This window comes from Brasilonema sp. UFV-L1 (assembly GCF_012912105.1).
Lineage (GTDB): Bacteria > Cyanobacteriota > Cyanobacteriia > Cyanobacteriales > Nostocaceae > Brasilonema.
The window spans coordinates 22,435-46,894 of sequence record NZ_QMEA01000016.1 but is presented as its reverse complement, the minus strand read 5'-3'; the positions used below and the strand labels follow the sequence as shown (position 1 = coordinate 46,894).

9 protein-coding genes are annotated in these 24,460 nt (G+C 41.5%); all 9 read right to left on the bottom strand.

Features of this window, described 5'->3' with window-relative positions; genetic code table 11:
* Positions 1–52: 52 nt before the first annotated feature.
* Positions 53–1,123, bottom strand: a complete 1,071-nt coding sequence (locus DP117_RS07575) for an LLM class flavin-dependent oxidoreductase (protein ID WP_169217709.1) — start codon at positions 1,121–1,123, stop codon at positions 53–55.
* 136 nt (positions 1,124–1,259) lie between these two features.
* Complete coding sequence (locus tag DP117_RS07570) at positions 1,260–5,939, bottom strand: type I polyketide synthase (protein ID WP_169217708.1); 4,680 nt, start codon at positions 5,937–5,939, stop codon at positions 1,260–1,262.
* The gene (locus DP117_RS07565) at positions 5,936–9,331 is read right to left on the bottom strand and encodes a non-ribosomal peptide synthetase (protein WP_169217707.1); all 3,396 of its coding nucleotides are present in this window, start codon (positions 9,329–9,331) and stop codon (positions 5,936–5,938) included. The genes DP117_RS07570 and DP117_RS07565 overlap by 4 nt, the downstream gene beginning before the upstream one ends.
* A gap of 38 nt (positions 9,332–9,369) precedes the next feature.
* Positions 9,370–10,440 carry an HAD-IIIC family phosphatase gene (locus tag DP117_RS07560; protein ID WP_169217706.1) on the bottom strand — a complete coding sequence of 357 codons (1,071 nt, stop codon included), beginning with the start codon at positions 10,438–10,440 and terminating at the stop codon, positions 9,370–9,372.
* A gap of 4 nt (positions 10,441–10,444) precedes the next feature.
* Positions 10,445–11,626: an acyl-CoA dehydrogenase family protein gene (locus DP117_RS07555; protein WP_169217705.1), complete on the bottom strand. Its 1,182-nt coding sequence runs from the start codon at positions 11,624–11,626 to the stop codon at positions 10,445–10,447.
* Positions 11,627–11,800: 174 nt separating this feature from the next.
* Positions 11,801–12,052, bottom strand: coding sequence for an acyl carrier protein (locus tag DP117_RS07550; RefSeq protein ID WP_169217704.1), 252 nt, complete (start codon positions 12,050–12,052; stop codon positions 11,801–11,803).
* Between the two features lie 57 nt (positions 12,053–12,109).
* Positions 12,110–13,057, bottom strand: coding sequence for a 3-hydroxyacyl-CoA dehydrogenase NAD-binding domain-containing protein (locus DP117_RS07545; RefSeq protein WP_282440265.1), 948 nt, complete (start codon positions 13,055–13,057; stop codon positions 12,110–12,112).
* On the bottom strand, positions 13,014–18,539 hold the full coding sequence (locus DP117_RS07540; protein ID WP_169217703.1) for a type I polyketide synthase: 5,526 nt from the start codon (positions 18,537–18,539) through the stop codon (positions 13,014–13,016). Before DP117_RS07540 ends, DP117_RS07545 begins: the two co-directional genes overlap by 44 nt.
* A complete protein-coding gene (locus DP117_RS07535) occupies positions 18,532–23,916 on the bottom strand; it encodes a non-ribosomal peptide synthetase (protein ID WP_169217702.1) in 5,385 nt (1,794 codons plus the stop codon). Before DP117_RS07535 ends, DP117_RS07540 begins: the two co-directional genes overlap by 8 nt.
* Positions 23,917–24,460: the final 544 nt, after the last annotated feature.

The following is a 24,460-nucleotide window of genomic DNA, read 5'->3' as shown; positions in this document are numbered from 1 at the left end:
CCTACAATAACTCATACTCAAAAAAAATGACTACTTCAGAGCAACTAACTTATTAACTGAGCGATACCATTTTTTCTCTCTTGGTGTTACACATATCTTTCAACTCTTTGAGATAACATAAACTCGTCATCACAGCATCAAAATTTGGGTGAAAATCAATGAGACAAGCGACTTCATCAACACCAGCCTGGTTTAAACGCTCAATCATTTGCATACAAGTTGTTTTTGAGCCAATTAAAGTTCTTCCTTTGAGCCAACCTTCATAAGCAAACCGTAAAAGACTATTAATATCTGCTTCTGTAAATTTATCTAAACTCACTTTGATACCAGCATTTTTTGCTAAATTTTCAAGAAGGTCAATATGTGTCTTCAAGTAATTGCAAAAAGGTTCTCTGACTTGTTCTTTTACAGTGTTGAAGTCTTCTCCTACAAAAGTATGTATCATCATTGCTACTTTTCTTGCTTTCGGGTCGTAACCATGTTTTGCTAAAGATTCACGATACAGCGATATTTGTGGAGCGACTTCTTCTAAAGTTCCTCCCAACAAAGAAGTCAGTATATTCGCACCCATTTTACCAGCTTCAATAAATGTTGCGTTTGATTGACACACAATCCAAGTAGGTAGTTGACGCTGTATTGGTCGTGGAAACGTCCTCACCTTAAAAGCTTTTCCAGTTGCATCTTTGAGTTCAATTTGTTCACCTTCCCAAAGCTTCTGAACTGTCTGAATTCCATGCCACATGATTTCTTTGCGATTTGCATGACTTTGACTAGAAAGTACAAAGTCATCTACTGTCCAACCGGAAGCAAAAGCAAGAGCAACTCTACCGTTTGAAAGATTATCAACCACAGACCATTCTTCAGCAACGCGTGCTGGATTATGAAGTGGCATGACAACACTACCAGCACGTAATTGGATTTGCTCAGTTACCATCGCTAGTCCTGCACTTGTCAAGGATGGGTTGGGGTAAAGTCCTCCAAATGGGTGAAAATGCCGTTCTGGAGTCCAAAGTGCGGAAAAGCCATTTTGATCTGCAAATTTTGCACTTTCTATTAATAGATTATACTTGTTGGCTTGAATTTTAGAACCATCTCCAGAAAAATAAAATAAGCTAAATTCCATTTCTCAATTCCTCAAGTTATACAGAAACACTATTCAAATTTTTATCTGTTTTTAGGAATATTCAACAGTTCGTAATTCATAAACTTTGTCAATCAAAATTTCAACAACTTTCAAACTCATATTATGGTCATCTTTACTAAGAATCTGTCACTAGTTCTTGTTGAATTTCTTCTGGTGAGAGATCTTTTATTTGTTGTAATAAAGCTGCCATTTGTTGAAGATCTTCTTGTTTGGGTTGTGTTTCAGTAATAACTGCAGCAAGCCCAGCTACAGTGGGAGCATCAAAAAGTATAGTTTGTAGCGGCAATTCCACTTGAAAAACTTCTCGTAGCCGCGAAGTCACCTGAACAGCTAATAAGGAGTGTCCTCCTAACTCAAAAAAGTTGTCATGAATGCCAATTTGTTCAACACCAAGAAGCTCCTGCCAGATGTTTGCAATAGTTTTCTCAATTTCATTACTGGGAGTTACATAGACAGTTTGTAAACTTGGTCTTGAGTGAGACTGTAAAGAATTTTCTTGCTGTAATTGTTGGGAATCGCTGGACTGCGTTAGGGGTTTGAGTTTAATGGCTTGGTTAAGTCTAGTTTGTAAGTTTCCTGTTGAAACAACAACCTGACTCCCTGAACTCATAGATAAAACTAGCTCAAAAGATTGCCAAACTTCTTTTGGAATCATTGCCAATTCTGTTGAAGTTGCTGTTTGCTCTCTTTGTGAATCAGAGTGAAAAGCTTGTCGGTTAATACTAAACCAAGGGATAGAGTCAGTCTGGTTTTTTTGATGAACAAAAGCATCCATGAATTGGTAACCTGCTGAATAGGCGACTAACCCTAATCCTCCTAAAATTGTCGAAAGTGAAGATTGCACTAAACAAAAGTCAATGTTTCTTCCCTGCAAAAGTTTGTCTAAAACAAAGAGTTTATAGACTTTTGATTCAAATTGCTGAACACAATTCTCTTGATTTATTTCTTGAATGGAAAAAGCAGACTGAGATGCATGAATTTCTGGTACATAAAACACCCCATTTATCACACCAAAGTGCTCATAGGCTTGATTGATTGCCGCTTGCATTTGGTCTTCATCTGTCACATCAGCCGGAATTATCAAACACTCTAAACCAGATGCTTCTAAAGCTTGTAATTTGCTAATCTCACTGCTTATCTTATCCTGCTCATCATGATTTGCTAACCATTGTGACCACTCATTTTTATCAGGTAGATTTAAAGTGCCAATTAAGATAAGTTTGGCTTGCACTGTTTGAGCTAAATACTCGGCAAGATTTAGACCAAGACCTTCTACCAAATCACCTACAATTAAGTATACACTATCTTGTCTTAATCGAGTTTTTTGTTTTACAGTTTCATCTAGGTGAATGGCTTTAAAAGTTTGAACCCATCGATGACCGCCACGATAAGCAATTATCAGATGACTTGGCAGTGTTTTGACTTCTGCTATTAGCTGTTTTGTCAACTTATCGGCTTGCCATGTTCCTAATTCTGGAATAACAATATCAATGCTACGGCAGGTGATATTTGGATACTCCTGTGGAATCACTATACATGGTCCTAATACAGTCGCTTTTTCTGGACATATCTTCTCATCACCAACCACCTCTTGCATATTATTAGTGACGACGGTGATTTGGATAGGAGTTGTAATGTTCTGTTTCGAGAATGCTTGTGCTAAGAATAGCAAACTATAGAAGCCTAAAGATTGATAATTTTCAAAGTTTGAAATTGCTGATTGCGTATGCTCGTTGAGCGTGTTGCTGTGTGATTGAGTATTTGATGTTATGCTCCATAAATGAGCAATAGTTTGTGGAATCAAATCTTGTGATCTCAGTTCTTGAAGCAAAGCATCATAGTCATCCCGTTTTTGAGGATTAATAGCATATGCGTGAGAGTTAAGTTTGGTGAACTGTTCACCCACACTTATAGTGATGAAATCTTGACCTTCCTGTTCTAGTTGTTTGGCAATTTGTGAACCAACTCCACAAGTGTCAGTAAAAATTAGCCAGCAGGATTTTTCTGTTGTTTGTTTTTGATTGTCAACATACTCAAGTGGTATATCTCGTTCCCAAGAAGGAATGTAGAACCAATCAGCAATGTTTGGCTTTCTACATAACAATTCTTGAGGCGTTGTAACAGATGTGGCTTCCGGTTGCGCTTCAATCCAATATCTTTGTCTTTCAAATGGATATGTTGGTAATGGAATTCTATGTCTTTGCTCTTGAGCATAAAAGCCGTTCCAATCTATTTGTACCCCTACTAGCCAGAGTCGCCCTAAGGTGTTCAGTAAAAATGCTACATCTGACTGTGTATCCTGGGGATGGCGCATTGAAGTCAACACCATTGACTCATGAGTCTGTTGTTTGGCAAAAGTGCTTAATGTTCGTCCAGGACCAACTTCCAGTAATATTTGCTCTGGTTGTTTGATTAATTCAGCAATACCTGCGGCAAAGCGCACTGTTTGTCGTAGATGGTTTGCCCAGTAACTGGGATTGATTGCTTGTTCTGCTGTAATCCAAGTTCCTGTTAGGTTAGAGATGAAAGGAATTTGAGGAGGATTTAAATGAACTTTTTCAACTTGCTTTGTGAATGGTTCCAGGATGGAATCCATCATTTGGGAATGAAAAGCACCTGATGTATGCAATCGGCGACACTCCACGCCTTGTTGGGTTAAGTGATTTTGCAAGTTGGCGATCGCTTCTTCCGAACCTGATACAACACATAGGGATGGTGCATTAATTCCAGCAAGAGTGAGTTTCCCATTCAGCCAAGGTTGTATCTTTTCCTCAGAAAGTGAAACAGAAAGCATTGCACCAAATGGAAGTTGTTGCATAAGCTGTCCACGAGCAGCAATAACTGCTAAAGCATCTTCTAGAGAGAACACACCTGCAAGAGTTGCTGCAACATACTCTCCTATGCTGTGACCAATCATTGCCATAGGAGATACACCCCATGCCATCCACAACTGAGCTAAAGCGTACTCAATGACAAATAGTGCTGGCTGAGTAATATGAGTTTGTTGCAGTTGCTGTGCTGTTGTTTGTACTTGTTCTTCACTGGGATAAAGAGTAGTAAGCAGGTCAAAGCCTAGGTGAGGTTTGAGCAACTGACAACACTTATCAACATGTTTCCGAAATACCGACTCAGTTTGGTATAGTTCTCGACCCATATTCACATATTGCGAACCTTGACCAGGAAACATAAACACAACTTGTCGGTTGCACGGTTCTTGGTATTGGGTAAAAATTCTTTGTGGGTCTTGAGTTTCTAGGACTTTTACTGCATCGTTAAAATTCTGACATACGAGCATTCGTCGATGGTCGAATGCTCGACGACCGACTTGTAGAGTATATGCGACATCAGCCAGGTTTAAGTCAGGATTCTGCTTGAGGTGAGTAACTAAATTTGCTGTTGCAGTTTCCAATGCTGAGTCGGTTTTCGCTGAAAGCAACAATAACTGAATCGGGCGAGAAGGACCAGAAGGTTCAACGACTGGGGCTTCTTCCAGTATTACATGGGCATTGGTTCCGCCAATACCAAAAGAACTGACTCCTGCGCGGCGAGGAATGCCGTTTGCTTTCCACTCTGAAAGTGTGGTGTTGACGTAGAAAGGACTGTTGTCAAAATCAATCTCAGGATTTGGTTGCTCAAAGTGCAGGCTAGGTGGTATTTGTTTATATTTCAGGGCTAGGACAGTTTTGATTAAACCTGCGACACCAGCCGCAGTATCTAGGTGTCCAATATTTGTCTTGACTGAACCGATAGCACAGAAACTTTTTTTCTGGGTATTGGTATGAAATGCTTGTGTCAGTGCTGCAATTTCAATCGGATCTCCTAGAGATGTTGCAGTTCCATGTGCTTCAATATAAGTGATTGTCTCAGGGTCAACCTCAGCAATCGTTTGAGCCGCTGTAATCACTTTTGCTTGGGTATCTATACGAGGTGCTGTATAGCTAACTTTGAGAGCGCCATCATTGTTGATAGCTGAACCAATGATGACAGCATGAATGCGATCGCCATCAGCAACAGCATCCTCTAATCGCTTCAACACCACTATGCCTAAACCATTACCAAAAATAGTTCCCTGTCCTTTAGCATCAAAAGCACGACAATGCCCATCAGGTGACAAAATACCTTCTTGTTGATACAAATATCCAGCTTTTTGTGATGAACGGATTGCAACACCACCAGCTAAAGCAATATCACATTCACCACCTAGCAAACTTCGACAAGCAAGATGTACAGCAACTAATGAAGTTGAACAGGCAGTTTGAATGTCAATAGAAGGTCCTTCTAGTTCTAATTTATAAGAGACTCGTGTCGTTAAGAAATCTTTGTCATTTGCAAATAGCAACTGTTGACTATCAATAGAATTTCTAATATTTTGATTTGAATAAAGATTAATTAAATAACTATTAACGCCTGTACCAGCATAAATCCCAATCAAACCTTTGTATTTTTTAGAATCGTAGCCAGCATTTTCTAGAGCTGACCAAGCGCACTCCAAAAATAGACGTTGTTGGGGATCAGTAATTTCTGCTTCTCTGGGATTGAAGCCAAAGAATGCAGCATCAAATAATTCTACGTCTTCTAATATCGCCCCTGCTTTTACATACTGAGGATCGCTCAGCATAGCAGGGTCTATTCCTCGTGATATAAGTTCTTCATCTGTGAAAGAAGTTATTGACTCCACACCAACTTGCAGATTTTGCCAAAATTCCTCAATATTTTTGGCACCAGGGAAACAACCTGACATGCCAATAATCGCGATTTCTAAACCATTCCGACTGGATGCTACTTGAGTACTCATGATTGAACTCTCTTACTGATTGTCAAAAATTGTTTGATACGAGCTTTTCCTTCTTTTAACTGTTCGGTTCTAGTATCAGTTTGATGAAAAGATGGTGATTCGTTTTTGTTGGCTTGATTGAAAAACTTTGCTAAGGAGCTTATAGTTGGATATTTGAAAAGTTGAAGTATTGAGAAATCTGCTTGGAATATTTGACGTAGTTGGCTATGAACCATCACCATCAATAATGAATGTCCACCAAGGTCAAAAAAGTTATCGTGAATACCAACTTTTTCTACGTTAAGTGCTTTCTGCCAAACAGTGGCGATGGATTTTTCTAAATCAGTTTGTGGTTTGATGTAAGTTGTTTCTAACTGTAGGTGAAGACTATCTGGTGCTGGTAGTGCTTTGCGATCAACTTTACCATTGGGTGTCAATGGCAAAGCTTTCATTGGCACAAAGGCTGCAGGTACCATATAATCAGGCAAATTCTCTTTTAAGAAGTTCCGTAATTCATTAAATGTAGGAGTTAACTCCTGTTGAGACACCACATAAGCTACTAGGCGTTTGTCTCCAGGTACATCCTCTCTGACGACAACTACTGCTTCTCCAACAGTAGGATGTTGAGTAAGTCGTGCTTCAATCTCTCCAAGTTCGATGCGGAAACCACGAACTTTAACCTGATGGTCAATACGTCCAATGTACTCTATCTCTCCATTGGGCAGATAGCGTGCTAGGTCTCCTGTTTTGTACAGACGCGTTGCTGAAAAATCGCTAAAGGGGTTGGGAATAAATTTTTCTGCTGTCAATTCAGGGCGGTTTAAGTAGCCACGTGCGAGTCCATCCCCACCTATATGCAGTTCCCCAGCTACTCCAACTCCAACAGGTTGTCTGTTTGCATCCAGTATATAAATCTGCGTATTGGCGATCGCATGACCAATTAAGACGCGCTCGGGTAAAGGTGCATGGGGATTGAGACTACAGCAAGTGACATCCGCAGATACTTCTGATGAACCGTAAAGGTTTAACAAAGTGCTATCTGGCAAACTCTGGCGAAATTGTTGTAGCAGATCAATTGAGAGTGCTTCACCACTGCTGACCCACAACTTCAATTGGGGTAGCTGGAACTGTAGGTTTGTGTATGTATTCAACAGTACACGTAATAAGGAGGGAACAAGTACTAATCGTGTCACATTGTTGTGAGCAAGAGTAGCTACAAACTGTTGTGGATTTTTGACAACCTCATCGGGCACAATAACTGTGGGTACGCCTTGGAGTAAAGGTCCAAAAATTTCCCACACTGAATCCACAAAGTTTAAGGATGTTTTCTGGCAACAAATTTCTCCTTGGACAAAAGGATAATTCTGCCACATCCAGTCAAAGCGATTGATTGCACCCCTATGCAGTCCAAAAACTCCCTTAGGCTGACCTGTTGAGCCAGAGGTGTAGATAACATAAGCTAGGTTATCGACTTTAGAAATACTGGTAGGGTTATCTTGGCAATGTTTGCTAATGATATCCCAGTCGGTGTCCAGGCAAACTACTTGTGCTTCATGTTCAGGCAGTCTCTCCACCAGCTTCTGCTGAGTTAGTAGTACTGACACTTGAGAATCTGACAACATGAAAGCTAATCGCTCTTGGGGATAAGTCGGGTCAAGAGGTACATAAGCGCCACCTGCTTTGAGAATGCCCAAAAGTCCGATGATCATAGAAAGCGATCGCTCCACACAAATTCCCACCAATATCTCTGGTTCCACTCCTAGCGATCGTAAGTGGTGTGCTAGTTGATTTGCTCTTGCGTTTAGTTCACGGTAGGTTAATTGTTCATCTTCAAACACTACTGCTACAGCATCAGGCGTACGTTCTACTTGAGCCTCAAACAACTGATGAACACATACATCTGCAAGGTAATTAGTAGAAGTATTATTCCACTCTACCACTTGCCGATGCAACTCAGTTGCTGTCAGTACCGGTAAGTTCGACAATCTTGCTTGTGGATTGGTAACAATCCCCTCTAACAAAGTATAAAAATGCTCTACCATCCGAGTAATGGTTTCAGCATTGAACAAGTCAGTATTATATTCTAATGACCCCCTCAATTCTGACTCGCCGTCTACAACCTGCAAAGTCAAATCAAACCTAGCAGTCTGACTATGTATGGGGAGCCAACTTAGAGTCAAACCAGGCAGTGTCAAATCCTTCTGGGTGTCTTCCAGCAAGCCAAACATGACCTGAAATAAGGGCGTCTGATTAAGATTTCTCTCTGGGTGAAGTTCTTCCACCAGTTTCTCCAAAGGTATATCTGCATTAGCATACGCACCTATGCAGACCTCACGCACCCTACCCAGTAATTCTAAAAAACTTGGATTACTAGAAAGATGAGTACGTAGCACCAGAGTATTGACAAAAAACCCAATCAACCCTTGAATCTCTGCTTGATTACGGTTAGCAATTGGGGAGCCAACGCAGATATCTTCTTGCCCTGTGTAACGATATAGTAAGGTTTGAAACGCTGCCAACAACGTCATAAACAGGGTTACCCCCTCCCGATTACTTAGGGATCTGAGGATATCGGTTAGGGTTGGTGATACCTTAAAATAGGTAATTGCACCTCGGAAGCTTTGGACTGGGGGGCGTGGGCGATCTGTAGGCAAAGCCAACGTTGAAGCGCCTGCCAATTGTTGCTTCCAATAGGAAAGCTGCGTTTTTTGTAGCTCTCCTTGCATCCACTGACGTTGCCAGATAGCATAATCTGCATACTGAATCGGAAGTTCAGGCAGTGGAGATGTCTTTTGGCAAGAGAAAGCTTCGTAAAGTGCTGCTATTTCTCGGATCAGCACTCCTAGCGACCAGCCATCAATGGCAATGTGGTGAATCGCAAACAGTAGCAAGTATTCTTGCACACCTGTTTGTAGCAGCATAGCTCGCAGCAACGGACCAGATGCTAAATCAAAGGGTTTTTGAGTTATCTGTGTTGTTCGCTGCTCAACTTCAGCTTGTCGCACTGCTTCTGACATCAAGCACAAGTTTACCACTGGCAGTACTACAGTTACAGTGGGGTGAATGACTTGAACTGCTTGCTCGTCGAACATTTCAAAAGTAGTACGCAAAGCTTCATGGCGTTGCACAATCTCGTTGAGACTCTGCTTGAGAGCATCGACGTTAAGCGCACCTGTCAACCGCAAAGATGCTAGTTCAGTATAATAGGGACTGCTGGGTTCTAACTGATGGAGAAACCACAACCGTTGTTGAGCAAAGGATAGGGGAGCAGGACTTATTTGAGAACGTCTTGGAATAATCTCTAATCGAGAGCGAGAGTCAACCTCACCCCGCAGCCGCTTTTCTAGCAACTCTCGCTGCATGGGTGAAAGCTTAGACCGTCGTTTCAAAATTTCATCTTTTTTATTGTCCATAATCCCCCCTATCAAACTACGAGAACTAGCAATCCTTTCTAATCCATAATTTTGACCTTTACATACTCAGGAAAGGGTTGAATTCGTGTGAGTTCATTTTCTAAAATTATCAAATCTCCTCTCTTCTCAGTTTCCTTAAATCCTGCAAACTTATAAGATACGTACATCATACGATTGCGATTATTTGAAACAAACTCAGAACGCAAACTGACATTATTGTTTTTAGCCAATGTCATAATATAATTCAGCATAATTGTGCCTACACCTCTGGACATAACGCGACAAGACATCAGCAAAAGTTTTATAGTCCATACAAACTCTTGGCACTCCACAAGAGCCAATCCAATTTTGCCATAACTGCCATACTTATCGTCCAAACTAGCGATGAGCAGTTTATGCTTATCTGATTGCCGAAAATGATTCAGTTCATCATAGGAGTATGTATAACCAGTTGTATTTAATTGATTAGTTCTTACTGTTAGTTCTTCGGCTCTCTGTAAATCTTCTTCTTGAGCATTAGAGAGAGTAAAAGACATATTGAGTGTTGCTAAAAATTCTGATTGAGTGCCAACAAATTCTTTTTCGGAATTGTTTCGTTCTATATCACTTAGATACATGAGCCTTCTCAATTTTGAATCCTCTGTAATAAAACGAGGATTCATTTCTGGCATATCTAGCAGATTCGCCAGTTCAGCAGCATTGATACAAAGGATATCAGGATGTGAAAAATTGACTTCTTCGAGTTCAAATAACTGATCGTCTATAAAAGCAAATGTATCGATACCAAGATTGAGGGACTTAGCAATTTCCTGAATCGAACTAGATTTAGAGTTCCAATTAATTTGAGGATACAGAAAATATTCGTGCAAACCAAACTCTTGGAGTTGCGCCATTGCTCTAGCATAATCATTTTTACTAGCAATAGATTGCAAAATGCCTCGACTGTCCAATGTTTTGATAATATCGACTACCTGATTTCGCAGAGAAACACGGTCATCTTCTAACAATACACCATCCCAAAGCGTGTTATCCAAATCCCAAACGACGCATTTTATAGCTTTTTTATCGGCTTGTTTATGATTTGAAAGTTCTGCTTTTGTGCTAATCATGTTCTCACGCCCTTGCCAGTAAGTTTTGAGACACAGTGGAAGCAGATTGTGACATATATTCCTGATAACCGTAATCTGCGATAGTTATTTGTTGTATTTGTGTGCTTCCTTCGATGATTTCCATAATTTTGGCATCTCGCAAATATCTAGCAACAGAATATTCATTTGTGCAACCATTAGCACCGTGGATTTGTACAGCATCATTTGCGACTTTGGTTGCTGTTGTGGATGCAAAATATTTGGCAATAGAAGTCTCAATTATTGAGCTTGGATCGCTGATATCTTTGAGATAACCAGCTTGATAGCACAGTAATCTTGCTGCTTTTACATTTGCTATCATATCAGTAATCATCTGCCGAATTAATTGGTGTTCTTTGAGATAAACACCGAACTGCTTTCGTTGACTTGTATACTGAATACAGGCTTCTAGACAGGCTTGAGCAATACCCACACAACCCCATGCAACACTGTATCTTCCATAATCCAATGCAGAAGAAGCCACGTAAGAAAAACCAAAACCTAACTTACCTACGAGATTTTCCTGTGGAATTCGACAATCCCGAAAGTGCAACTCTGCTAACATCGAAGCCCGAACACCTAACATTCCAGAAATCGGTTGTATCGAAAGTCCTGGGCTGTTTTTTTCAACTAAAAAAGCAGAAGGTTTTCCTGAACATTGGGCAAACACCAAAAAGACATCAGCAATCTGTCCATAGGTAATCCATTTTTTCTGCCCATTTAAGACATAAGAGTCACCAGAAAGTGTCGCTGTAGTTTCTATATTTTTGGCATCGCTACCCACATTAGGTTCACTTAAAGCGAAAGCAGCTATTACTTCACCAGATGCTAACTTGGGAAGCCAATACTCTTTTTGAGATTTATTGCCCCATTTACAAACAGCATGAGCAACCATGCAGTGAACTGTGAGCAAACTCCGCAGTGAAGAACATCCCCGCCCAATTTCTTCGTTAAGAAGACCATAGGTAATCATGTCCATGCCTATGCCACCAAATTCTTTGGGTAACACGGCACTTAAATATCCTCTTTCAGCTATCTTTTCAATGAGCTTTGGAGGAGTACGCTCTTGTTGGTCGTAGCGATTTGCGTAAGGTATAACCTCTTCATCTACGAAAGCCCTAAATTTAGCTTGAGCGTCTTTTTGTTGAGTTGTTAACTCGATTTTCATTTTACTACTTAAATGTTGAAATTGGTTAAAAATTTATCTTTTATATCAAGTCCGCTTCATCACTTATAATTCCTGCTTGACCTCACCCCAACCCTCTCCTTAGTAAGGAGAGGGTGCCGGAGGCGGGTGAGGTTCTTCGTTTTTGATTAAGTGTTGCTCCGGACATGATATTACTCATTTTTGTGCAACTAAAGATAGTTTACGTTCAATCAAACGAGTCATAGCATTTATTGTTCTGAAGTTATCAAACTCTAGGTCTTCATTGTCAATACTGATTTGAAATTCTTGTTCCATAAACAAAACAAGTTGCATGGCAAACATAGAATTAACAAAGCCAAGTGAAAAAATATCTTCATCTGGCTGTAAGTCGTAATTGCGGAAAAAACGTGAAAGGAATTCTTTGATTTTTGGTTGTATTTCTTTCATATATTTAATTTCTCCTTATCTCAAGGATGGCTAAAATATTTGTCTTAATTTCTGACTTCAAATCGCTCTATTGTAGGTATAAAAACCTTGTCCACTCTTGCGACCATATAACCCTGCGTCTACCATTTTTTTCAGCAACGGACAGGGTCTATATTTGCTATCGTTGAAGCTTTCGTACAATACTTCGATGGAGAATAGAATCGTATCTAAACCAATCAAGTCAGCAGTTTCTAATGGTCCCATTTTATGTCCGAAGCAGGTTTTAAAAATTCTATCTACTTCTGACACTGAAGCAACTTGGTCTTGTATCAAGAAAATGGCTTCATTAATCGTTAACATCAACACACGATTGGAAACAAAACCCGGCGAGTCATTGACAAGGATACCTTCCTTACCCATCTGCGCCAACAATTCTTTAGCTGTCGAAATTGTTTCATCAGAAGTATGATAAGCGCGAATCATTTCAACCATCGGCTTCATTGGCACGGGGTTCATGAAATGCATACCAATAATCTTATCAGCACGCTTGGTGACTGAAGCAATGCGAGTAATAGAAATCGCAGATGTATTGGCTGCAAATACAGTCTCAGGGGGACAAATTGCATCAAGCTGGGGGTATATCTCCTTTTTAATATCCCACTTTTCCGTGGCATTTTCAATCACAAATTCTGCTGATTCAAGAAATTTATAGTTCGTGGAGAATTTAATTTTCTGCACAATATTGTCAGGACTCTCTGCTTTCTCGTTTTTCTGGAAAAAGCCCTGGAAACGGACATTATTCTTGATTTCTTTTTTGGCACGCTCCAAAATTTCTTCGGAAATATCTACTAAAATCACTTGATGACCAGTTTGGGCGAGGTTTTGCGCTACCCCGATTCCCATCACACCTGCTCCAACTACACCAACAACTTCAATTTTCATCATTTCAACTGACCAAACTTTACTATTAAAATTTTCAATTTCATTTTCGGACGGCGTAAACATTGTGGATTGTTGAGCCTTCATACAAGTTTTCTTGCTCAGCTACAACGTGATAACCTTGCATTCTCAACAGATTAGTTATATGCTCCAAGCGTCCCTCTGTATCATGTACTTCTATGACAATCTGCTGAATTTTTTTCCAATCATGGTTTTCGATGCCTTGGAGAACATCAAGTTCGCTTTTTTGTACATCGATTTTGAGTAAATCTATAAATTCGACGTTGTTTTCTCTGATAATTTCAGAGAGGGTTCTTAATTGACAAGTCAAAGTCTGAGCTTTCAATCTTTCTTCTAACAACTCGTCAGCATATTCCATGACTTGTTCCATCCCAGCCATACCACTTTGCAGTTGGTTGGTCATGATGGCTTGTAATACTTCTTTTTCCTCTTCTTCATCGGCGTAGAAAGAGGACATTCCAGAACTATTAGGATAAAAGGTAAATGTTGCTGTTTTGGTTTCGTTAGACAGTCCAAAATTGAACAACTTTACATTCACTTCATGGAGAGTTGTGTTGAGTCGTAAAATTTCAAACAGATTTGGGACTGGCTCAAATGAGTAAATAGTGGGATTGTTGCATTGTTGATTCACAAAAAGCGTGAACATGCCTATGTTCGCACCGACATCAAAAATACAGGCGCGATCGCGTAAAGTAATCCCATGCTTGAGATAAACCTGATTTTTGAAAATATCTTCGTAGAAATAATCAGCTTCAGCTTTGGTTTGGTAGACAATTTCCAGATTATTTGGCAATTTATAGCGTCGTTGGCTAATATCTCTGGGCGCTTGTTCCTGGTTTGATACCACTGATACAAGTTCCTTAGCTTCACCTTCTGTTAGTTCTTCCAACTCCCTTAAAATCAGGTCTTCAATCATCAAAGCCAACTCGGCTATAGTCGGTGCTTCAAAGATGTGACGCAGGGATAGTTCTACTTGAAAGTCTTTGCGAAGCTGGGAAACGAGTTGGGTAGCTAGTAGGGAATGTCCACCTAAATCAAAGAAGTTGTCATTAACACCCACTTGCTCAATACCCAGCAATTCCTGCCAGCTATCAGCAATCTTTTGCTCAAGCTCATTACTTGGAGCAATATACGCAGTTCCTAAAATAGGTCTTGAGTGTTTTGTGGCTAGCTGATGAGACTCCTCTAATTTTTCCAGAGAAAGGCTTCCTGCAAAAATCTTGAACTTATCAATTACTGTCTGGAGGTTTTGCGTTGATACAACTACTTGAGGAAGTTTTGTAGATAGAATGCGGCTAAACGCATCTACACCCTCTTCAAACGTTATACCGTATTTCTCTAGAACTTGATTAAACTGCTCTTGGATTTCCGGGACAATTAACATCAATTTGTTTGACCAGCTGTTCCCTTGCCACCAATCCCAGTTAATAGAGACAGTGTGCATTTTGCCTAAGGAAAAATTGTAATGAGCAAACGCATCAAGAAAAGCACTAGCTGCACAATAATCAACCTTGCCCACTCCACCAGTGATTGCAGTGTTGGAGGAAAACAAAACTAGGAAATCTAAATTTACATCCTTGAGTACAGCATCTAACACAAGTGTTCCCTTGAGCTTAGGCTCAATAACCCTTGTCGCTAATTCGGTTGTTTTTAGCCGAATAAGACCTTCTGTTGGAACTCCAGCTGCGTGAATAACTCCATGAATCTCGCCAAAGCGATCGCGTACCTGATCAACTACAGCTTGCATTTGTTTAAGGTTGGTAACATCTGCTGTCAGGACTAAAACTTCTGCACCCAATTCCTCTAAACTTTGTACTTTTTTGATTTTTGTACTTAGCAGATCCTGTTCGTCATGGGTTGACAACCATTGATTCCACTCGGCTTTTGGAGGTAATCCTTTTCTCCCAGTCAGTACAAACTTTGCTCGTACTGTCTTTGCCAGGTATTCTGCAATGACAAGTCCAATTTCTCCTAATCCGCCTGTGATGATGTAGACGCCTTCTTGCCGTAATCTTGCTGTAGGTACGGTTTTACCTTCCATTGGTAACGGTTCAAAACACTGCACCCATCGCTGATTACCCCGATACACGATTACTGGATCAGACGTTGACGCAGCAAGTTCTGCTAAAAGTTGGTCTATCAGTTGCTCCCATTGCCTAGTACCTGATTGGGGAAGCGTAATATCAATACTACGACAAGTTATGTTTGAATATTCTTGAGAAATTACTCTACATGGTCCTATAATTGTCGCTTTTTCTGGACACAACTCTTCTTCGTCAAGCAACTGCTGCATATTGTTGGAGACAACACCAATTTGGATAGTGTCGGTAATATTTTGTTCTCCAAGTGCTTGAGCCAGAAACAGCAAACTCCAGAAGCCGATATCTTGAGTTTTTTCAAAACTCTCAAGTCTTGATGATATATGCTCGTTGGGTGTGATGTTCCATAAATGAGCAATGATTGTGGGGAATTGACCTAAGTTACGAATGGCTTTCAGTAATGCATCATAGTCATTTCTGTTTTGAGGATTAATGGTATATTCCCACTCGCTAGTGTGACAAAATTGCTCTCCAACTTTGACAATTATAACATTTTGATTCTCGCCTTCTAGTTTTTCTACGATTTGAGTTCCTATCCCACAGGTATCGATAAACACCAGCCAACATTGCTTTTCAACTGTTAATCTTCTGGGTTCAAAGGATATAGGTGGTACGGAACGTTTCCAGGAAGGAATGTAGAACCAGTCTTTAATGTCAAGCTTTTGTTCTAATGCTGCTTGGTTCAGATTGACATCCCGTATATTTTTTTGTGGTTCAATCCAATAACGCTGACGCTCAAAGGGATATGTTGGTAAAGGGATGCGATGGCGACGCTCATGACCATAAAATCCAGACCAATCTATTTGGACTCCTGCAAGCCATAAACGACTCAATGTGTTTAACAAGAATGCCAAATCTGGCTGTTGATCGTAAGAATGTCTTAGGGAGGGTAGTACAATTTGCTGAGCCGCCTGGTCACTTTCCATACATTGCAGTGCCAAACTGCTTAACGTTTGTCCAGGACCAACCTCCAATAAAATTGGATTGTCTTTTTTACACAACTCTTGCACTCCCGAAGCAAAGCGCACAGCTTGGCATAAGTGCTTCATCCAATAGTTTGGATCTGTTGCTTCGGCTGCTGTAATCCAAGTTCCCGTGACGTTGGACAAATAGGGAATTTTGGGCGGTTGGAAACTGAATGTTTTAACCAGGTCAATCAAAGGTTGTGCGATCGCCTCCATCATCACAGAATGAAAAGCATGGGAAGTCACAATCCGCCGACAAACCAAACCCTTTTGAGTCAACTGTTGTTCCAGTTCCTCGACAGCGTCTGTGAAACCCGCAACCACACACAAGGATGACCCATTGACAGCAGACAAAGAGAGCTTTTCATTTAGGAAGGGCTGCACTTGTTTTTCTGAAAGGGGAACAGCAAGCATTGCGCCTGAAGGCAATTGTTGAATCATTTGCGCTCTTTTAGCTACCAGGGTTAAAGCCTCTTCCAGAGACAAAACCCCCGCAAGAGTTGCTGCTACATATTCACCAATACTGTAGCCAATCATTGCCGCAGGACGAATTCCCCATGACATCCACAACTGAGCTAGAGCGTATTCAATGACAAATATGGCTGGTTGAGTGAGAACGGTTTGATTCAGTTTTTGAGTGGCTTCGTCCGCTTGTTCTTCGCTACGTCCCAGCATTTTTCGCAAATCAAGACCCGCAGACGGTGTGTTGTGTTTTTGATTACCTGCATCTGCGTGGTTTTTCTTGGGATACAGCACATCTAGCAGGTCAAGATTAAGCTGAGGTTTTAGGAGCAGACAACAGCGATCAATTTGCTCCTTGAAGGTGGGCTCAGCTTGATAAAGTTCAATCGCCATATTGACGTAGTGAGTTCCTAGTCCAGGAAACATAAAAGCAATAGGGCGCTCTTGAGTTTCCTGAATACTCGTTAGAACTCGCTTTGGATCAGCAAGTGCGTTCACAGCATCTTCAATTGAGGAGCAAACAACAGTGCGCCGATGCTCGAAACCCTGTCTGCCAACCTGCAGTGTGTAAGCTACATCGGCGAGGTTTAAATCGGGTTGCTGTTGGAGGTAATTAGTTAGGTTTGCCGTAGCCGTTTCCAGCGCTGAACTTGTCTTGGCGGATAGCATTAACAGCTGCCAAGGACGAGAGAAACTTGATACTTCGGCAACCGGGGCTTCTTCAAGAATGACATGGGCATTAGTTCCACCAATACCAAAGGAACTAACTCCTGCACGTCGGGGAGTACCATTCGTTTTCCATTCAGAAAGCGTGGTATTGACGTAGAAAGGACTGTTAGCGAAGTCAATCTGGGGATTGGATTCTTTAAAGTGTAAACTAGGTGGTATTTGTTTGTGTTTGAGGGCTAGTATGGTTTTGATCAGACTTGTCACCCCAGCCGCTGTATCCAGGTGACCAACATTAGTTTTCACTGAACCGATCGCACAAAATCCCTTTTTCTGTGTGCTGGCACGAAAAACTTTGGAGAGCGCTGCAATTTCTATTGGGTCACCCAAGGCTGTTCCGGTTCCGTGAGCTTCAATATAGGAGACTGTCTCAGGTTCAATTCCAGCAAGAGCTTGAGCCTCTGCAATAACCTCTGCTTGACCATCCACGCTAGGTGCTGTGTAGCCAACTTTAAGAGAACCATCGTTATTGATAGCTGACCCTTTAATGACAGCATGGATGCAGTCACCATCAGCTAGAGCATCTGCAAGCCGCTTTAACACCACCACTCCCACTCCATTACCGAGAACAGTTCCCTTCGCTTTTGTATCAAAAGCGTGGCAGTGACCATCTGGCGATAAAACACCTTCTTCTTGATACAAGTAGCCAACTTTCTGTGGCACCCGAATAGATACCCCACCCACCAACGCCATATCACATTGGTAATTCAGCAAACTTTGGCAGGCAAGAGTTGTAGCAACTAATGATGTGGAGCAGGCTGTTTGAAGCGTAACACTCGGTCCAGTGAGATTTAATTTGTAAGAGACACGAGTTGTGAGGAAATCTTTATCATTGCCAATCAACGTTTGGTAACAGCTGGCTGAGCCTATTCTGTCACGGGTTAAATCAAAGGACAAATAGTTATTTAGACCAGCCCCGGCATACACTCCAATCCGACTTTCACACCGAGTGGAATCATAACCAGCATTTTCAAGTGCTTCCCACGCACACTCTAAGAAGAGACGGTGTTGCGGATCTGTTATTTCAGCTTCTCTATGGTTAAAGCCGAAGAACGAAGCATCAAACAAATCTGTATCTTCTAATACAGCACCGGCTTTGATATAGTTGGGATCACTTACTACCGCAGGATCTATCCCAGAAGATATTAACTCCTCATCCGTGAAGTCAGAAATTGACTCCACACCAGCGCGCAAATTCTGCCAAAATTCCTCAATATTTTTGGCACCAGGAAAACGTCCTGCCATGCCAATGATAGCTATGCCTTCCAAGGAATCGAAATTTGTAGCGCTAGCCATGAATCTTTTTACCTTGCTTACTTAATTGTTGTTTTTGGCGGTGGTTGATAGCCTGAATTTGCTTATTCGCGCGATCGCGCATTGACCCAAAAGCAGGTACATCCCCCGATTTTTGACTAAAATATTGGGCTAGTGATTTAACAGTTGGATTTTGAAAAATTTCTACAACTGATAAATTCCGTTTCAAAACTTCTTGTAGTTTGCTATTAACCTGAACTATCAGTAATGAATGACCACCGAGGTCAAAAAAATTGTCGTTTACCCCTACTTTTTCCAAATTCAGTACTTCTTGCCAAACAGTAGCGATCGCTCGCTCCATCTCAGAATGAGGAGCTACATAAACCTCTTCTAATTCCGGACGCTCACCATCTGGTACTGGCAATGCTCCACGATCTATCTTGCCATTCGTCGTCAACGGCAGCGCCTTTAGCTGTACGAACACCGACGGTAGCATATATTCCGGTAGTTGTTCTTTAAGAAAGTTCCGGAGGTCACTAGTGGTAAGCGCTGTCTCAGTGTTGGCAACAAAATAAGCTACCAAACGCTGATTTCCTGGTAAATCCTCCCGCATTAGCACAACTGTTTCTTGAACTTCTGGGTGTTGCCCTAAGAGACTCTCAATTTCTCCAAGTTCAACGCGGTAGCCCCGCACTTTCACCTGATGGTCAATCCGCCCCAAAAACTCTAGATTTCCATCCCAACGATAACGAGCTAAGTCGCCAGTCTTGTACAATCGCGCTCCCGACTCGTTACTAAAGGGATTTGGAATGAATTTAACAGCTGTAAGTTCTGGTCGATTCAAATAACCACGGGCTAAAGAGGCACCGCCAATATGTAGTTCACCCGGAACTCCTATCGGCACAAGCTGATGAGATTGGTCTAACACGTATAGCTGCGTGTTAGCAATCGGCTGACCAATAGGAACTGAACTTGACTCAAGCTCACCCTGAGGCACTCGATAAATACAACAGCCTACCACAGTCTCTGTTGGACCATATTCATTTACCAGCATCGTATCAGGCGCATACTCTCGCCAGAAAGTGATACTTTCTGTCAACAAGTTTTCTCCCCCGATGATAAACGCTCTGGTTATACCTGCTACTTCTTTTGACGATAATTGCCCAGAGAGTAATAATAGTTCAGCTGGTGTGATTTTAACGAGGCTCAAGTTTGACTCTTGACGGAGGGTATTGCTCAACGACTCGATACCTTGGTTTTCTGCAATAAGTTTTACCTGACGCCCAACCAGTAAGGGTGAAAACAAACCTGTTATGGTTAAGTCAAAAGCAAGGGAAGAGTGAACGGTAGTTCCTTTTCCTTGCTCAACTGTATATGCTTGGGTACACCAAGTTAAGTAGTTAAGTAATCCCTTATGAGGAATTAATGTTCCTTTAGGCTTACCAGTGGAGCCAGAGGTGTAGATGACATAAGCTAGGTTATCAGAATTTATCTTACAGACAGGGCTTTGCGAACACTCTTGAGCAATTTCTTCCCAGTCAGAGTCTAGACAAACTACCTTGGTGCTATCAGTCGGTAATTTCTCTATCAACCTCTGCTGAGTTAGCAGTACTGGACTCTGAGTGTCTTCTAAGATAAAGGCTAAACGCTCTTTGGGATGTGCAGGATCTAAAGGCAAGTAGGCTCCGCCTGCTTTTAGAATACCTAACACTGCCACTACCATTTCCAGAGATCGCTCAATGCAAATACCAACAAGCACCTCTGGCTTCACACCCAGTTTTTGCAAATAGTGAGCTAGCTGATTCGCTCGGTTGTTCAACTCGCAGTAGGTTAGTTGCTGCTTTTCAAAGACAACTGCAATTGCATTTGATGTTCGTTCTACCTGCTGCTCAAACAACTGATGAATGCACTGACTATACGGATAATCTATCTTTGTATCATTCCAGTCAACTATGAGTTGATGTTTTTCAGATGCAGTCAGTAAGGGCAAATCTACAATTGCATGATCGGGATTGGCAACTATGCCTTCAAGCATTGTCTGGAAATGCCCCAGCATTCGAGTTATGGTATCCGCATGAAACAGATCCGTGTTGTACTCAGCAGTTGCAATCAAGCCCTGTTCAGAGTCTTCCATAAACAGAGTCAGGTCAAACTTTGCCGTACCACTGTAACCTTCCTGACCAATTATCGATATATTAGATAACTTCGGAGCTGGCAACGGCATATTCTGGAGAACAAACATTACCTGAAACAATGGGTTGTAACTGAGATCTCGCTGTGGTTGTAGCTCCTCCACTAACTTCTCAAAAGGTAAATCTTGATGCACATAGGCTTCTAAGGCTGTTGACTTTACCTGGAAAAGCAAATCTCTAAAACTGAGTTTACCATTAAGTTTGGTACGCAGTACCAAAACATTGACAAAAAATCCTATTAACGATTCAATTTCTGCTCGGTTACGGCTAGCAATTGGGGAACCTACTAGGATATCTGTCTGTCCCGTATAGCGATAAAGCAAAGTTTTAAAAGCCGCAAGCAAGGTCATAAACAGAGTTACGCCTTCCTGATGACTGAGCTTTTTCAGTACTTTTGTCAAGGTTTGAGACAGGACTAATTTAGCTTGTGCGCCTTTGAAGGTTTGAACTGGCGATCGCGGACGGTCAGTAGGCAAATTCAATACAGGAAGCTCACCACTTAACTGCTGCTTCCAATACTCCAGTAGAGGTTGGATGCGATCGCTTTGTAACCACTGGTGCTGCCAATACGCAAAATCTACATATTGGATAGGTAATTCAGACAGTGGCGACGGTTGTCCTTTGGAGAAAGCTTCATACAATGCTGCTAGTTCTCTGATAAGAACCCCCATAGACCAACCATCTGCAATAATATGATGCAGTGTTAATAACAGCCTATACTTTTGTGAAGCTAAACGCAAAAGTTTTGCACGTAAGAGCAGTTGACACGATAGGTCGAAGGGCTGTTGAGCTATTTCAGTGGTTAGACTTTGTACTTGTTTTGTGCATTCGCTTTCTGAAAATTCTCGCAAATCTTCAACTGACAGAGTTATGGATGCAGCTGATTTGATAACCTGAACGGGTTTACCTTCGCTGATAATAAAGTTTGTCCGTAAGACTGAGTGGCGTCTGATGATTTCGTTGAGACTTTGTTCTAATACTGATATATTTACGTGCCCTGTTAGGTCAATAATTATAGGAATATTATATGTAGGAGTATTAGGAGCTAGCTGATTGATAAACCACAATCGTTGCTGTGCAAAAGATAGAGGGTGGACTTGGGTGGTTTTGTGAACTGGAGTCAAGGACACTGACGATTGAGAAGCGGTTGATGACAGTTCAGCAAGTATCTTAGTCACTAGCGAAGCTCCAGAGGAGCCGCTGGGCGAACGCAAACTCAAGCCTTCAAAAAAGTCTTGCACGTTCACAGTGACTTCTAGGTCAACCTCAATTTGGTTTTTTAACTCAAAGACTTTTATAGAATCGAGTCCCAAAGAGCTTAATGGTTGCTGAGGGTTAATTTCATGCGGTGGAATTGAAAGCACCCGTGCTATCTTCTGTTGAAGATAAGACTCTAACAGCGACTCTTGCTCTCGTGGAGAGAGCGCTAAGAGAGTTTCACGCTGCAACCTATTTTCACTTTCATCAATATCAATATTTTTCTGAATACTGCTGCCTACGACTTCTAGTTTACCTGCGAGAAAATCGGCTTTGGTTGCACGGCGTTGAATTTTACCGCTTGAAGTTTTTGATATACTACCTGGTTTAATTAGTACTACTGCATACACTTGTACCTCATGTTCTTCGACAACTGCCTGACGAATCGCTGCTGTAACTTCATCAAGATTCGGTTTAGCACGAAACTCTAACTCTTGAACTATGACCAGTCGTTCTTCATTCTCTATCTCAATTGAGAAAGCTGCACCACTACCTGGACGTAATGATGAATGACTGCGTTCTGCCGTTAATTCTATATCTTGTGGGTAAAGATTGCGACCACGAATAATGATTAAATCTTTGGCTCGACCTGTAATGAAGAGTTCTCCATTGTGCAAAAAGCCCAAATCACCAGTGCGGAGAAATGGTCCTGCTCCTGTATCTTTAAGATAGGCGTGAAATGTTTGCTCTGTCTGTTCAGGAGAATTCCAATAACCTTGACCTACGCTTGGACCTGATACCCAGATTTCTCCAACTTCATCTGATGAACAACGAGTTAATGTTTCGGGATTGACAATGACAACCTGCTGCTGAGGAATACTTTGACCACAACTGACAAAGGTTTGGGTATCTTCACTATTGATACTTGTCCAGACTATCTGGTTCCGTGAAAGTGCAGATTTCTCTACAGTTTTGATATCAGGCAAGGCTGTCTTGCTCCCACCGGAAACCATCAAAGTTGCTTCCGCCATACCGTAACAGGGATAAAAAGCACAGGAGCGAAAGCCACACTCACCAAAGGCTCTTGCAAATTGCTCTAAAGTATCCTGCCGGACTGGTTCTGCACCATTAAACGCAACACTCCAACTACTTAAGTCGAGAGTTTCTTTTTGTTGTTGGGTAATTCTTTGAATACAATACTCATAAGCAAAATTGGGACCACCACTCGTAGTACCTTTGTAGCGAGAGATTGCCTGTAGCCATCGATATGGACGTTGCAGAAAAGATGGTGGGGACATTAAGATGCAACCAAACCCACCATACAAAGGTTGCAAAATACCACCAATCAACCCCATATCATGGTAAACAGGTAGCCAGGAGACAAATTTACTGCTGGGAGAATGTTCCATCAGTTGGTAAGTCACGGCGGCGTTATGCAGCAGATTGCCATGACTAAGCATAACTCCCTTTGGTGTTCCCGTGGAACCTGATGTGTATTGCAGAAAGGCTAGGGTATCTGCATTGATTTCAGGCTGTTGCCAAAAATCTTCTAAGCCCTGTGTCAGGTTGTCGGTAGTTAGCCAGCGAAAATTCCCTATGTTTGTTTGCTCTGTCAGAATGGATTGTAATGTGGGGAGCATCGCTGTTGTGGTGAGAGCGACGCTTGCCTGTGCATCTGCGCTAATAGCCAGTATTCTGGCTGTTTTGCGCCCATTGCGAGGTGGATAAGCTGGAACCGCTACCACACCAGCGTACAGACAACCAAAAAAAGCACTCAGGTAATCTAGCCCAGAGGGATAAAGCAATATGGCACGTTTCCCGCTTAAACCAAGGGTTTGGAGTTTCGCTGCTATAGCCCGACTGCGCCGATCTAACTCGTGGTAAGTCAGCGTTGATTCTATCGTCTCTCCATCCTCGAGGAAGGTGAATGCTTGTGTGTGCGGTTGTGTTGAACTGCGATAACGCACAATATCAACAACAGTCGTACATTGATGGGGAATTGCTGGAAATCTGTTGAGAATTGTCGTCATTTTCCGCCTCCGGGAACTTAAATGCACGTAAACAATCCTGGAATCAGGCAAGCCAAATGGCAAATCTCGCTCTACATAAGTCAGAGTGATGCCTTTACGTTTATGCCTGAACGTTATTTTAGACCCCGTCCTTAAGGACGGGGACTTCATTTAGGAAAATTCTTTTTGAATAAACCTCAATTGTTGTGTTATTGAAGAAACCGCGCAATTGTTTAGTCAGTCACGCGAATAATATTAACTCAGAAATATTGACAGTTATTTTTGATTAGCACCTTTTACTCTAGAAGAAAGTTATTGTCTTTTGCAAGCCTAGTGCTATAGATAAATTTTATCAAAAAAGGATAAAGCATTAGCTGCAATTATCTCAACTTCTTTATTACTTTTAGTCAATGCTAAAAACTGGCTGTAGTAGAGCTTGTCTTTTATCGATCTTACAGACTCATTATGCACATGTACTATAAATGACTAATGTTAACTCATCAAAAGCCCTTACTAATGAATGCTGTCTCAACTACTACAGAGGAATTTTTAGTGTAGAAATAAA